The sequence below is a fragment of the Streptomyces sp. M2CJ-2 genome (assembly GCF_016757295.1).
Taxonomy (GTDB): Bacteria; Actinomycetota; Actinomycetes; order Streptomycetales; family Streptomycetaceae; genus Streptomyces.
Genome location: NZ_JAESIF010000013.1, coordinates 100528 through 114653 on the forward strand (window position 1 = coordinate 100528; position 14126 = coordinate 114653).

Genomic DNA, 14126 nt, shown 5'->3' on the forward strand with positions numbered 1-14126 from the left:
CGCAGTAAGAGGTTCGTGAGGCCCGGCACTCCGAGGGGCCCGCAAGGCCCCGGTGAGCGTCCTGCCTCGTGATCGTCTTCTCACCGTTCACCCGGCAGGCGGAAAAAGGGAAGCCCCTGCGAGGACAGGACTCGCGGGGGCTTCCGGTATGCGGCGTTCCGGGTCAAAGTGACCCATGACGACACCCAGGACCATGAAACTGCCCTGCTGGACGTGCGACGCCGACCAGCAGCACCGTCAGCTCGACAAGGCCGAGCAGGACTGGCTCAAGGAGCGGCTGGGCCGCACGGGCGTGAACGAGTTCTGGCTCTGCGAGAACGTGCTGGACCCGGACACCGGCAGGCAGTGCCGCAACCTGCGCACGGGGTTCGTCATGAAGCCGTTCCCCAAGGCCGTCCGCGTGCCCGTCCCGGAGTGACCCGCCCCGAAGCGACCCGTCGCCCTCACAGGTTGCTGAAGTCCGGGCCCTTCGTGCGGGTGCGCTTGATCTCGTAGAAACCGGGGACGGAGGCCACGGCGAGGGTGCCGTCCCAGAGGCGGGCCGCCTCCTCGCCCTGGGGTGCGGGGGTGACGACCGGGCCGAAGAAGGCGATCTGCCCGCCGTCCGCGCCGGGCACGGCGATGACCGGGGTGCCGACCTCCTGGCCGACCTTGTCGATGCCCTCCTGGTGGGAGGCGCGCAGCTGGGGCTCGTACGGGGTGGAGTCCCAGTGCTCCATGAGGGAGTCGGGCAGGCCGACCTCCTTCAGGGCGGCCGCGACGGCCTCCTTCTCCGGGCCCTCGCCCTGGTTGTGGATGCGGGTGCCGAGCGCGGTGTAGAGGTCGCCGAGCACCTCGGCACCGTGCTCCTGCTCGGCCGCGGCGACGACCCGGACGGGTCCCCATGCCTTGGTCTCGAGCATCTCGCGGTACTCCTCGGGCAGTTCGTCGAGCTTGTCCTCGTTGAGGACCGCGAGGCTCATCAGGTGCCAGCGGACCTTGACGTCCCGCACCTTCTCCACCTCCAGCATCCAGCGGGAGGTCATCCAGGCCCAGGGGCACAGCGGGTCGAACCAGAAGTCCACGGGGGTGGCGGCAGGGGACGTGTCGGGCATGTCTCTCCTCGGGAGGGAAGTGCGGAGCGGACGTTTCCCCGGGGAAACGCCCGAAGTCCCCCCGGTCATTCCCGGCTGCCCCTGATCAGGGGCGCATGGCAGGATCGGTGCTGTCCAGCCCTGTCGACGACGACGTACGAGGAGTCCGCCCGTGCCCGGTGAGAACCTGACCCGTGACGAGGCCCGGGAGCGGGCCGCACTGCTGTCGGTGGACGGGTACGAGGTGTCCCTCGACCTGCGTTCCGCGGCCGGCGGGGACGGAAGGTCTGACGGCGGTGACGGCGCGACCGGGCCGCACACCTTCCGCTCGGTGACGACCCTCCGGTTCCGCTGCGCGGAGCCGGGCGCGAGCAGCTTCGCGGACCTGATCGCGCCGAGCGTGACGGCCGTCTCCCTCAACGGGCGGGATCTCGACCCCGGGGAGGTGTTCGACGGCTCCCGGATCCTGCTGGAGGACCTGGCCGCCGACAACGAGCTGATCGTCGACGCCCGGTGCGCGTACTCCCGTACCGGCGAGGGCATGCACCGCTTCGTCGACCCCGAGGACGGCGAGGTGTACCTCTACACCCAGTACGAGCCGGCCGACGCCCGGCGCGTCTTCGCCAACTTCGAGCAGCCCGACCTCAAGGCCCCCTACCGCTTCGAGGTGCGGGCCCCCGAGGGCTGGACGGTGTGGAGCAACGGCGTCGGTGAACTCGCCGACGACGTCTGGAGGTTCGCGGAGACCAAGCCGATCTCGACGTACATCACGTGCGTGGTCGCCGGGCCGTACCACTACGTCACGGACACCTACGAGCGTGAACTGCCCGACGGCACGCGGCTGGAGATCCCGCTCGGCGCGATGTGCCGCAAGGGTCTCGCACCGCACTTCGACGCCGACGACGTGTTCCTGGTGACCAAGCAGGGCCTGGACTTCTTCCACGACCACGTCGACTACCCGTACCCCTTCGGGAAGTACGACCAGGCGTTCGTGCCCGAGTACAACCTGGGCGCGATGGAGAACCCCGGACTCGTCACGTTCCGGGAGGAGTTCATCTTCCGCGGCAAGGTCACGCAGGCTTCCTACGAGGGCCGGGCCAATGTGATCCTGCACGAGATGGCGCACATGTGGTTCGGCGACCTGGTCACCATGGAGTGGTGGGACGACCTGTGGCTGAAGGAGTCCTTCGCCGACTTCATGGGCGCGTTCTCGCTGGTGGGCGCCACCCGTTTCACCGACGGCTGGATCACCTTCGCCAACCGCCGCAAGGCCTGGGCGTACCGTGCGGACCAGCTGCCGTCCACGCACCCGATCACCGCCGACATCCGCGACCTCCAGGACGCCAAGCTCAACTTCGACGGCATCACCTACGCCAAGGGCGCCTCGGTGCTCAAGCAGCTGGTGGCGTACGTCGGCCAGGACGCCTTCCTGGAGGGTGCCCGGCGCTACTTCAAGCGGCACGCGTACGGCAACACCCGCCTCGGTGACCTGCTGTCGGTCCTCGAGGAGACCAGCGGGCGGGACATGGCGGCCTGGACGCGGTCCTGGCTGCAGACGGCAGGGGTCAACTCCCTGACCCCCCAAGTGCTGTTGGGCGCGGACGGCAGGGTCGAGGAGCTCGCGGTGGTGCAGGAGGCCGCCGAATCCCACCCCGAACTGCGCCCGCACCGGGTCGCGGTGGGCCTGTACCGGCGTACGGACGGCGGCGCGCTGGAGCGGTACGCGCGTGCCGAGGCGGACGTCGAGGGGGCGCGTACGGTGGTCGCCGAGCTGGCGGGTGCCGAGGCGCCCGAGCTGGTGCTGGTCAACGACGACGACCTGACGTACTGCAAGATCCGCTTCGACGAGACCTCGCTGGCCACGCTCCGCGCGCACCTGGGCACGCTGACCGACCCCCTGGCCCGCGCCCTGTGCTGGTCGGCGCTGTGGAACATGACGCGGGACGCGCTGCTGCCGGCCCGGGAGTTCGTGGACCTGGTGCTGCGGTTCGGCGGGCGCGAGTCCGACATCGGGGTGCTCCAGATGCTGCACGCCTGGGCCGAGTCGGCGCTCGTCCACTACGCGGCGCCCGCCTGGCGGGAGACAGGCGGGCGGCTGCTCGCCGAGGGCGCCCGGCACGAGCTGGAGGCCGCCGCGCCGGGCAGCGAGCAGCAGTTGGCCTGGGCCCGCTTCTTCGCCCGGTCGGCCGGTGCGCCGGGCGACTTCCAGCTGCTCCAGGAGCTGCTGTCGGGCACGGTGACGGTCGACGGGCTCGACGTCGACCAGGAGCTGCGCTGGGTGTTCCTGGAGCCGCTGGCCGCGCACGGGCTCGCCGACGAGAAGGCGCTGGCCGAGGAGCTGGCCCGGGACGACACCGCCTCGGGCAAGCGCCACCAGGTCCGCTGCCTGGCCGCCCGTCCGTCGGCGGAGGTGAAGGCGCGGGCGTGGGAGCGGGTCGTGGAGTCGGACGAGCTGTCCAACGCGCTGGTGGAGGCGACGATCGCGGGCTTCGCCCAGCCCTCGCAGCGGGAGCTGCTCGCACCGTACGCGGAGAAGTACTTCGCGGTGATCGAGCGGGTGTGGACCGAGCGGTCGATCCAGATCGGCATGGACGTGGTCCGGGGCCTGTTCCCCGACCTGCGGGACTCGCCTCATACGCTGGACGCGACGGACGCCTGGCTCGCGGCCCACGAGGACGCGGCCCCGGCGCTGCGCCGTCTGGTGCTGGAGGCCCGGGACGACCTGGCGCGGGCGCTGCGCGGCCAGGCGTGCGACGCGGCGGCCGGCTGACACCCCCTGCGGCGGCGGGTTGACACCCACCCGCTCCCGGCGCGACCCCACCCCTGGGACACACGCTCCGTGACCGTTACGGAATTCGGTCAACAACAGCCGTGACCCCTGGTCCCACCCGAACGGACCAGGGGTTTTCGGCATCCGAACAAGCGTCCTTCAGGGCGGCCTTGTCCCTGATTGTCGACGGCTCTGTAACAGGGGTTCGGGGGCGGACGCGACGCGGGGACATTGCCGGACATGAACCACGAGACCCCGCTCTTCCCCCGCTCCCTGCACCACCTGGCCGCCGGCACCCGGCGCGTGCTGACGACCGCCCGGCTCCGCTCGTACGGCGTCTCCGCCGCGGAGGTCCACGACCGGTGCCGCCCCGGCGGTGCCTGGCGGCAGCTCCTCCCCGGCGTCGTGCTGCTCCACCCGGGCCCGCCGACCAGCGAGGAGCGGCTGCACGCGGTGCTGATGTACACGGCGCGGGAGCGGTCCGTGCGGGTCCCCGACCAGCCCGGCCCGGCCGACTCGGCGGCGCCCCGCTACGACGAGGCGATGATCACCGGGCTGGCCGCGCTGACCCTGCACGGCTTCTCCTCCGCTCCCCCGCTGCCCTCCCTGGACGCCTTCGACGTGCTGGTGCCACGGCTGCGTCGGCTGCGCTCCACGGGCTGTGTCCGCATCGTCCGCACTCCGGTGCTGCCGGTCCCCGCGCAGGTGACGGGCGTGCCGGTGGCGCCGGTGGCGCGGGCGCTGGCCGACGCGGTGGCCGGTCTGGACGACGCTGCCACGGTGCGCCGGCTGCTGACGGAGGCGGTGGCCGGCGGCCACTGCGACGCGGCGACGGTGGTGCGGGAGCTGACCGGGGCGAAGCTCCTGAACCGGCCGCACGTGGTGGACGCGGTGGACTCGCTGGTGGCCGAGGGCCGCGCGGTCGCGGAGGACCGGCTGTACCGGATGGTGCGGGAGCACGGTCTGCCCGACCCGGTGTGGAACGTCGACCTGCGCCTGCCGGGCGGCCCCCGCCTCGGCGGTCTGGACGCCTACTGGCCGGAGCAGGCGGTGGCGCTCGAGCTGGACGCCCGGACGTCCCGGCAGGGCCCCCTCCAGGAGGACGTGTGGTTCGAGTACGCCCGCAGGCGTGAGCTCCTGGAGCGGCTCGGCATCACCGTCGTGCACGTCACCCCGTGCAAGCTGCGGGACGCGGCGGAGCAGCAGGCGGCGGTGGTCCGTACGGCGCTGATGGCCGCGGACGACCGCGATCCCGCGGCGTACGTGGTGGTGCTGCCCCGGTAGGGCGGTACGCGGGAGGGGAGCGGAGGGGCCGCCGGGAGCCGCGGCCCGGCGGTCCCTGCGCGTGCGCGTGGAGTACGGACGTCAGTCGCCGCAGAACTCCGCCTGGAGGACCGCCATGGTGTTCCCCGCCCAGTCGCCGTTGAAGTTGAACGCCAGGGAGTGCCGGCCGTCCTCGGTCGTGACGGCGACGGTCGTGGACCCGGAGGTTTTGCCGCTGTGGCCCCAGACGGTCACGCCGCAGCTCAGCGTCGTCTTCATCAGGCCGAGACCGTAGTCCCCCTGGCCGGCGCCCATGGGCACCGTGGCGGTCATCTCGTCCAGCTGCTCCGGGGGGAGCAGCCGGCCTGTCAGCAGTGCGCGGTAGAAGCGGTTCAGGTCCTCGGAGTCGGAGATGATCTCGCCCGCCGCGAAGGTGCGGGACGGGTTGAAACGCGTGACGTCGTAGGTGGGTTCCGTGGCGGGCGACCCCAGCTTGGAGTAGGCGCGGCTGCTGGGCCGGGGCAGGGAGACCCGGGTGCCGGGGACCGAGGTGGCGGTCAGGTGCAGGGGCTCGATGACGCGCCGGTGGACCTCCTCCCCGTAGGGGCGGCCGGTGGCCTTCTCGATCACCAGGGCGGCCAGGACGTAGTTGGTGTTGGAGTACTTCCACTCCCCGGGGGCGCCGGGCTCGAAGTACGGTTCGTGGGCCAGGGCGACCCGCACCAGGTCCTCCGGGGCCCGGGTGTCGTAGCGGTGCTCGAAGAAGCCCTCCTTCGTGGAGTACGTCCTCCGGTAGTTCTCGTCGTTCGTGTAGTCGAAGACGCCGCTGGTGTGGTTCAGCAGCTGCCGCAGGGTGATCCGGGTGCCGTCGTGGCCGTTGCCGGTCACCAGGCCGGGCAGCCAGGTGTCGACGGTGTCGTCCAGGGACAGCGCGCCCTCCGCCGCCAGTTGCAGCACCACCGTCGCCACGAAGGTCTTGGTGACGCTGCCGACCCGGTAGTGGTCGCGCGGGGAACGCTTCTGCCCCGTGCGGAGGTCGCCCACTCCGGCGGTCGCCGACCAGGTGCCCCGCCGGTCCCGCGCCGTCGCCGTCACCCCGGGCACACCGGCGGCGACCGCGGACCGCATCGCCCGGCGGGTCGCCCCGTGGTCGGTGTCGGTGGCGCTCCCCGGTCCGGCTCCGGGTCCCGGAGCCGCCACGGCGGGGGCCGCCAGGGCCACCGAGAGGGCCGCCGCCACCGCTGCCACCGCCGTCGTCCGTATCCGCATCCGCATCCGCACGCTCGTGTCTCCCCTGTCCCTCGGGTGTGATCGCAGGGACAGGGGACCACGGGTGGGGCCGCTGAGGGTGCTCCGGTCACGGTGGTTGGCCGGTTTCAGCCCTTCTTCAGCAGGAGTTCCGTGTTGCGGTCCTGGGGAGTGCCGCCGAGGTCGGTGCGGGCGCCCGGGGCGTTGTAGGACAGTTCGCGGTAGAGGGCGGCCAGGCCGGTCTGGGTGAGGTCGTCGTGGTCCGTGCGGGACGGGGCCGCGGACTCGACCAGGGTGGTGAAGAGGGACAGCGTGCCGTCCTCGTTGTCCACCAGCTCGATGACGCGGGCGAGGTGGGGGAAGTCGATGTGGGAGGCGGTGGAGATCTCCCAGAAGGAGCCGGCGGAGCCGGTGTGCGGGGTGATGGCGTTGCGGTGGCTGTGGCCGTTGACCCAGGCCACCACGTTGCGGTGCCGGCCGAGGAGCGCGAGGAGTTCCCTGCCGTCGTGGCGCCGTTCGTCGGGGCGGGCCGGGTCGCGGTGCGTGTTCGTCATCGATTCGCTGGTGTGGTGGCTGAAGATGATCGCGCGGGAGTCCTTGTCGGCCTGCAGGGTCCGCTCCAGCCAGCGCAGTTGGGCCGTCCCCAGGGAACCCGTGTAGTGGCCGCCCGGGTCGGTGGTGTCGAGGCTGATCCCGATGACGTCGTCGGAGACGCGGAACGCGTAGTACTGGGTGCCCGTGTCGAGGTTGGCGGCGGTGTAGCCGTGGCCCACCGGGCCGAATCCGCGGTGCGCGGGGTCCAGGTGCGCCTTCAGGTACTCGGCGGGGGTGAACGGGGCGCACGCCTCGTCGGGGGTGACCGAACGCATGGCGCGGGCCTGGGACTTCAGGAACTCGCCGTACTGGACGCCCCGGGGGTCGGTGGCCTTTCTGATGGCCTGCTGGAGCTTCTTCGCCTCGGCCGCCGGTATCTCCATCAGTTTCCGTCCGCCGACGGCGAGTTCGGTGAGGTGGGAGTCGCCGTGGGAGGCGTAGCAGCCGAGCGGCATCGTGTCGTGGTTGCCGACGGTGGAGTACCAGGGAAGGTTGAGGCCGGGGCTGTTGACCTCGCGGACGGCCGCCGCCAGGAAGCCGTCCAGATGCGGGAAGCCGAGCTGCTTGTCGGCGTCGCGGACGGCGGTGTCCGGCTGCCAGTACTGCCGCAGACCGCTGTTCTGGACGCCTTCGTAGTGGCGCGGGTCCCCGGAGTTGGGGGTGACGCGGCCACCGCTGAGCACCGTCAGGAACCAGTCCAGTTCGGTGCGGGTGTTGTTGTCCGTGTTGTCGCCGGTGGTCATCGCGAAGTGCAGCGGGGAGCCGGTGACGGGGGCGCCGCGCAGCGCGTTGATCCGCTCGACGAGCGCGACCGCGCCGTGCACGGTGAGTGCCTCCTGGGGCCGCCAGGCGCGCACATCGGTGGAGCGCAGGTACTCCAGGCGCAGCGGATGCTGCGTGTCGAGCATGTGCAGGTCGGTGAGCTGCACGAACGCCGCCAGCGTGGTGCGGCGGTCGTCCCGGCCGGAGCGGGCCGCGGCCAGCTCGCCGCGCACCACCCGCCCCCAGCCCTGCCCCTCCTCCAGGCGCCGGTAGCCGGACCCGCCGCGCGGGGCGGACACCCCTTCGAGGGTGGTGCCCCGGGTGTACGGGGCGAGCGGGGCGGCCGGTGCCCGGCGGGAGGTGGCGCGCACGGCCCCGTCCGTGGCGGCGTCCGCCGCGACGGCCTCGCCGCCGGGCCGCAGGGCGTAACCGACGCCGGCGGAGAGGGCCACCGCACCGGTGGCGGCGAGGACGGAACGGCGGTGGAGTCCAGTGGAGTCGGCGACTGAGCGTATGCGCGACATGGCGCTTCCCTCCCCGGGTGCGAACGCGTCGGCAGTGGTCGCGGGGCGCTCGCCGGGCGAACGTCCCGCTCGTACTGGATGCTTGGCAGCGGGAATGGCCTGCGTGTGAACGCGGTGGCAACGCGCGACACCGATCGCCGTACGTGGATCTTGGACCACCCCGTGTGTCGGGACCCGCTTCCGCACCGGCCCCGAGCCGGTCACTCCGCGTTCACTTCACGGGAGGACCGGGCCGGAGAACGTCAACCCGACAGCGACGATTGACGCAATCACCCGATCGAGGTCAAAGGCCTCGACCGGTCGCCCCCACCGGTCAGCCCTCCGCGCGCTCCGCGACCCGCCCCGCGGCCGGCCGCTCCCGCCACAGCCGCAGCGCGATGTCGACCATGCGGACCCGGACCAGTTCCGGGACGGCGTCCAGGGGCTGCCAGGCGGCCAGTTCGGTGGAGCCGCCGATCTCGTTGCGCAGTTCGCCGCCGATGATCCGCCCCTCGTAGACCAGCCGTACGCCGTGGTGGTCGACGGGGCGGCTCAGGCGGCCGCCGGGGAAGGTGTGCCGACTGGAGTTCACGCCGAGCAGTCCGGTGACCTCGATGCGGTAGCCGGTCTCCTCCTCGACCTCCCGCCGCACGGTGTCGTAGGGGTCCTCGCCGTGCTCCATGCCGCCGCCCGGCAGGACCCACTCGGGGGCGCCTTCGGGCACCGGGGACCGGGCCAGCAGCAACTGCCCGTCGCGCACCACCACGGCGTAGGCCGCCACCCGCAACTTCTCTCGCACCCGGGGACGTTACCCCGACGACCGCCGGACCGGCAGGCGAGCAACCGACAACGGGCCGGCGCCGTACGGCGCGACCGCGCGGGCGACTTGCCCGGTTCGCCACCGGACGCCCGATACGTGCATAGCGGGTTTTCCCCACACATCCATTTCGATTCGGCCAACCCTCCCCAAACACCTGTTCCTTGCGTAAGGCTCAGCGATCGTCCGGGATCGCATTCCGGACGACTGCGGCCAGGGTCGATCAGCTCCGGTCGCTCCACGATGGTGCCTTTACCTGCAAGGGATGCCGATGACCCATTCCTCCCAGCGCGAAGCGGTATCGGGCGCGAGACGCGTCGCCCGTGTCGCCCTGGCCGCCGGTCTCGTCGCCGCGCTCAGCGCGGTCGGACCGATACCCCTGGCGGTCGCCGCCGCAGCGCCGACCGCCGCGCCCGTCGACGGTGACGTCAAGTCCGCGCCCGACAAGCTCGGTTCGAAGGACGCGGACCTGCTCGCCGAGGCCAAGGCGGACGGCGTCAAGAACGTCACGATGATGATCGCCACCGCTCCCGGCAAGACCGAGCAGGTCGCCGAGCAGTTGGACGCGGTCAAGGGCGGTTCGGTCGGCCGGACCCACGACGCGCTCGGCTACGTCCGCGCCACCGTCCCCACCGCCAAGGCGGACTCGGCCATCGCCGCCGCCGCCAAGCTCTCCACCGTGCACGGCATCGACCTGCGCGAGGAGATCCCGCTGGACGACCCGACGCCCGGCGCGGACACCACGAAGGGCGCCGCCGGCGAGGGCGGCAAGGGCGGCTACTCGGCTCCCGACAAGCGGACCCCCGCCAAGAACCCGTACAACCCGTCCTTCGAGACCGGCGCCGTCGACTTCGTCAAGGACAACCCGAAGGCGGACGGCCGCGGTGTCACCATCGGCGTCCTCGACACGGGTGTGGACCTCGGCCACCCGGCGCTGCAGAAGACCACCACCGGCGAGCGGAAGATCGTCGACTGGGTGACGGCGACCGACCCGCTCGTGGACGGCGACAGGACCTGGCGCCAGATGTCCGAATCGGTGTCCGGCCCCACCTTCACCCACGAGGGCACGACCTGGACGGCACCCGAGGGCTCGTACCGGATCAGCACCTTCAAGGAGTCGTACACCATCGGCGGTGACGCGGGCGGTGACGCCAACCGCGACGGCGACACCACCGACTCCTGGGGCGTGCTGTACGACGCGGCGGCCGGCACGGTCCGCGTCGACCTGAACAACAACCGGGACTTCTCCGACGACACCCCGATGAAGCCGTACAAGGACGGCTTCCAGATCGGGTACTTCGGCACCGACGACCCGGCCACCGAGGTCGCCGAGCGCCAGCCGTTCGTCGTGGAGATCCGCAAGGACGTCGTGTACAACGCGGCCGGCGCCAAGGCCGACTTCGTCAACATCGGCCTCATCCAGGGCTCGCACGGCTCGCACGTGGCCGGCATCACCGCGGCCAACGGCCTGTTCGGCGGCAAGATGAACGGCGCCGCCCCCGGCGCGAAGATCGTCTCCTCCCGCGCCTGCACCTGGTCCGGCGGCTGCACCAGCGTGGCGCTCACCGAGGGCATGATCGACCTCGTCGCCAACCGCGGTGTCGACATCGTCAACATGTCCATCGGCGGTCTGCCGGCGCTGAACGACGGCAACAACGCCCGCGCCCAGCTGTACACCCGCCTCATCGACACCTACGGCGTCCAGTTGGTGATCTCCGCGGGCAACTCCGGCCCCGGCACCAACACCATCGGCGACCCCGCCCTGGCCGACAAGGTCATCTCGGTCGGCGCGACCATCTCCAAGGAGACGTGGGCCGCCAACTACGGCTCCGAGGTGAAGAAGAAGTACGCCATGATGCCGTTCTCCTCGCGCGGTCCGCGTGAGGACGGCGGCTTCACGCCGACGCTCGTCGCGCCCGGCGCGGCGATCAACACCATCCAGACCTGGTCGCCGGGCGCTCCGGTCGCCGAGGCGGGCTACGGCCTGCCCGCCGGTTACGGCATGCTCCAGGGCACCTCGATGGCCTCCCCGCAGGCCGCCGGCGCCGCCGCGCTGCTGCTGTCGGCCGCGAAGCAGAAGCGCGTCGACCTCACGCCCGCGAAGCTGCGCACGGCCCTCACCTCCACCGCCGAGCACATCAAGGACGTGCAGGCCTACGAGGAGGGCGCCGGCCTCATCGACATCGAGGACGCCTGGGACGCGATCCGCGACGGGGCCACCGCGCACGAGTACACGGTCAAGGCACCGGTCGACACCGCGATCGACCAGTTCCTGAAGACCCCGGGCTTCGGCACCGGCCTCTACGACCGTGAGGGCGGCCTCAAGGCCGGTCAGAAGAAGACGTACGACATCACCGTCACCCGTACGTCCGGCCCCGACCGCGCGATCCGGCACAGGCTCGACCTCGAGAACAACGCCGGCGACACCTTCCGCATCCTCGGTGACCGCGACGTGCAGCTGCCGCTGAACAAGCCGGTGACCGTCAAGGTCCAGGCCTCGCCCGGCTCGGCCGGTCTGAAGAGCGCGATCCTCGAGGTCGACGACCCGCGCACCGAGGGCGTCGACCGGCAGATCCTGAACACCGTGGTCGTCTCGGCGCCGCTGGAGCACACCTTCTCCGCCTCCGGTACGGCCCAGCGCAACAGCACCACCTCCTACTTCGTCACCGTGCCCGAGGGCGCGAAGACGCTGGAGATCGCGCTCGGCGGGCTGAAGGCCACGAGCCAGACCCGGTTCATCGCCATCCACCCGTACGGCGTCCCGGCCGACCCGACGTCGACGGTCAACTGCTACCCGAACTACAACAACCCGGCCAACACCTGCCGTCCCGACGTGCGTTCGTACGCGGACCCGCAGCCGGGCGTCTGGGAGATCGAGGTCGAGTCGCGCCGCACCTCGCCGCTGCTCGACAACCCGTACAAGCTGGACGTCGCCGTGCTCGGCGCGGTCTTCGACCCGGAGACCGTGACCGTCCCGGAGGCCAAGGTCGGTGCTCCGGCCGACGTCTCCTGGAAGGTGACCAACCAGGCCGCCGCCCTGGACGGCAAGCTGGTCGGCGGCCCGCTCGGCTCGGCCAGGACCGACCGGCCGACCATCGGCACGGGCGACGTCCACACCACCACGGTCGAGGTGCCCGCGGGCGCCGCGTCGCTCGACGTGGCCATCGGCAACGTCACCGACACCGCCGCCGACCTGGACCTGGCGGTCTACAACGCCGCCGGCACCCGCGTCGCCCAGTCCGCCGACGGCGACTCGGAGGAGTCGGTCTCCATCGCCAAGCCGGCCGCCGGTACGTACACCGTCCAGGTCGTGGGCTACTCCGTCCCGGCCGGTTCCGCCGAGTACGACTACCGGGACGTGTTCTTCTCCGCCACGCTCGGTGAGATCACGGTCGACGGGGCCGCCTCGGTGAAGCTCGGCACGGGTGCCTCGGCCTCCGTCTCCGGCAGCGTCACCGCCGTCGCGGCGGCCCCCGAGGGACGTGAGTTCTTCGGACGCGTCCAGCTGGTCAACGCGCGCGGCACGGTCGCGGGCACGGGCAGCGTGACGATCGAGAAGGTCGTGCCGTAACCGACGGCCACCAGCGGCAGGGGCGGGCGTCCACCGGGGCGCCCGCCCCTTCGTCTCGTCGTACGCGCCCCCCGTCGATCATTCACCTGGTCTCTTGCGAGGAGGCCCCGGCGTTCATGCCGGGGTGGGGGTACCTCCCGCTTGCGGGGGAGAATCGCATTCCGTGACAGCGGCGCGGGACGTCGCGGCGTCCTGCCCCCTTCTGAGCGTGGAGTGCCGCTGTGGCTTGCCGGGTGGGGCCGGGGGTGAGGGCGAACGTGTGTGCCGGTGTTCGCTGGTGGGGGTGGTCGGGGCGGAAGAGGGGTGCGGGTGTGCGGATCTCGTGCGTATGGTCGCCTCGCAGGGTCGGCGCGACCGGAATGTGGACGGGGGTGAGGGTGTGGCGCACGCAGCAGGGGCCGACAGGGCGGGGCGTGCCCGGTACACCTACCGGCTGCGGGTGTCGTCGACCGCCCGCACCGCCCTGCTCGCCGAGTGGGACCGCTGCCGCTGGGTGTGGAACGAATGCGTGGCCAAGTCCCGACAGGTGCACGCCCACAATCGCGCGCACCCGGACGACAGGCTGACGTGCGGCCCGGCCCAGCTCGACAAGATATCGACAAGCGTCTCCCGGTGAAGCGACGTGCGGGAATGCCGCGCCACAAGAAGAAGCGCGAGGCCGCCCCGAGCCTGAACTACACCACCCGGGGCTTCCGCCTGAAGGACGGCCGTCTGCACCTGGCAGGCGGGATCGCCCTGATGGTGGTGTGGTCGCGGGACCTGCCCCGCGCACCCTCGTCGGTGCGCGTGTACCGGGACAGCGTCGGTCACTGGTACGCGTCGTTCGTCGTCGCCACCGAAGTCCAGCCGCTCCCGGAGACGGGCGCTGTGATCGGCGTGGACTGGGGCGTCAGGCAGACTGCGACCACCACGTCCGACGCGCACGACCTGCCGCACGCCGAACACGGCAAGCGGGCCGCGCAGCGCCTCGCCCGCTATCAGCGGATGATGGCCCGCCGCAAGCCCGCCCGCGGGCATGCTGCGTCCAAGGGCTATCGGCGGGCGCAGGCGCAGGCCGCGAAGCTGCACAAGAAGGTGGCCCGGCAGCGGCAGGACACCGCCCGCAAGTGGGCCAAACGCGTCGTGACCGACCACGACGCCATCGCCGTCGAGGACTTCCGGCCGAAGTTCCTCGCCCGCACCACCATGGCCCGCAAGGCCGCCGACGCCGCGATCGGCGCCACCAAACAGGCCCTGATCGAGATGGGCCGCAAGCACGGGCGGGACGTCCGCCTGGTGCATCCCGCGCACACCACCATGGACTGTGCGTCGTGCGGAGCGAGAACCAAGCACGCACTGCCTCTCTCGGAACGTACCTACACCTGCACCGCCTGCCGGGCCGTCTCCCCCAGAGACAAGAACTCCGCACGCGTGATGCTGGTCCGGGCTGGTCTCGACCCGGCTGGTGCTGAGGGCACAAGACCCCCGGGAGCGCTGCTCCCGGCGGCAGCCTGAGCCAGGAATCCCCCTCCTTCTTCAGGAGGGG

General features: G+C 71.7%; 8 protein-coding genes and 1 pseudogene. 5 read left to right on the top strand and 4 right to left on the bottom strand.

Annotated elements, in window-relative coordinates; translation table 11 throughout:
• The first annotated feature begins 175 nt into the window (after positions 1-175).
• On the top strand, positions 176-418 hold the full coding sequence (locus JL475_RS13530) for a hypothetical protein (protein ID WP_202277835.1): 243 nt from the start codon (positions 176-178) through the stop codon (positions 416-418).
• A gap of 25 nt (positions 419-443) precedes the next feature.
• Here JL475_RS13530 and JL475_RS13535 read toward each other — a convergent pair whose 3' ends face one another.
• Entirely contained in the window at positions 444-1094 is a 651-nt protein-coding gene (locus tag JL475_RS13535; RefSeq protein ID WP_202277836.1) for a DsbA family protein, read from the bottom strand.
• Positions 1095-1245: 151 nt separating this feature from the next.
• On the opposite strand from JL475_RS13535, the gene pepN reads away from it, so the two are divergent.
• Together pepN and JL475_RS13545 are read left to right on the top strand one after the other, a co-directional pair.
• Positions 1246-3843: an aminopeptidase N gene (gene pepN, locus JL475_RS13540; protein WP_202277837.1), complete on the top strand. Its 2598-nt coding sequence runs from the start codon at positions 1246-1248 to the stop codon at positions 3841-3843.
• Positions 3844-4083: 240 nt separating this feature from the next.
• On the top strand, positions 4084-5127 hold the full coding sequence (locus tag JL475_RS13545; RefSeq protein ID WP_202277838.1) for a hypothetical protein: 1044 nt from the start codon (positions 4084-4086) through the stop codon (positions 5125-5127).
• An 81-nt stretch (positions 5128-5208) separates the two neighbouring features.
• Here JL475_RS13545 and JL475_RS13550 read toward each other — a convergent pair whose 3' ends face one another.
• From JL475_RS13550 to JL475_RS13560, 3 genes are all read right to left on the bottom strand, one after another.
• The gene (locus JL475_RS13550) at positions 5209-6381 is read right to left on the bottom strand and encodes a serine hydrolase (protein ID WP_202277865.1); all 1173 of its coding nucleotides are present in this window, start codon (positions 6379-6381) and stop codon (positions 5209-5211) included.
• 101 nt (positions 6382-6482) lie between these two features.
• Complete coding sequence (locus JL475_RS13555; protein ID WP_202277839.1) at positions 6483-8234, bottom strand: TIGR03767 family metallophosphoesterase; 1752 nt, start codon at positions 8232-8234, stop codon at positions 6483-6485.
• Between the two features lie 313 nt (positions 8235-8547).
• Complete coding sequence (locus tag JL475_RS13560) at positions 8548-9012, bottom strand: NUDIX hydrolase (RefSeq protein ID WP_307825039.1); 465 nt, start codon at positions 9010-9012, stop codon at positions 8548-8550.
• 289 nt (positions 9013-9301) lie between these two features.
• On the opposite strand from JL475_RS13560, the gene JL475_RS13565 reads away from it, so the two are divergent.
• Complete coding sequence (locus tag JL475_RS13565; protein WP_202277840.1) at positions 9302-12601, top strand: S8 family serine peptidase; 3300 nt, start codon at positions 9302-9304, stop codon at positions 12599-12601.
• Between the two features lie 379 nt (positions 12602-12980).
• Positions 12981-14095 (top strand): annotated as a pseudogene (locus tag JL475_RS13570) (RNA-guided endonuclease InsQ/TnpB family protein).
• The last annotated feature ends 31 nt before the right edge of the window (positions 14096-14126 follow it).

Bases quoted from the DNA above. Each gene is read 5' to 3' on its own strand.
- JL475_RS13550 (WP_202277865.1), bottom strand. From the start codon at position 6,381: ATGCGGATGCGGATACGGACGACGGCGGTGGCAGCGGTGGCGGCGGCC.
- JL475_RS13545 (WP_202277838.1), top strand. From the start codon at position 4,084: ATGAACCACGAGACCCCGCTCTTCCCCCGCTCCCTGCACCACCTGGCC.
- JL475_RS13535 (WP_202277836.1), bottom strand. From the start codon at position 1,094: ATGCCCGACACGTCCCCTGCCGCCACCCCCGTGGACTTCTGGTTCGAC.
- JL475_RS13555 (WP_202277839.1), bottom strand. From the start codon at position 8,234: ATGTCGCGCATACGCTCAGTCGCCGACTCCACTGGACTCCACCGCCGT.
- JL475_RS13565 (WP_202277840.1), top strand. From the start codon at position 9,302: ATGACCCATTCCTCCCAGCGCGAAGCGGTATCGGGCGCGAGACGCGTC.
- JL475_RS13530 (WP_202277835.1), top strand. From the start codon at position 176: ATGACGACACCCAGGACCATGAAACTGCCCTGCTGGACGTGCGACGCC.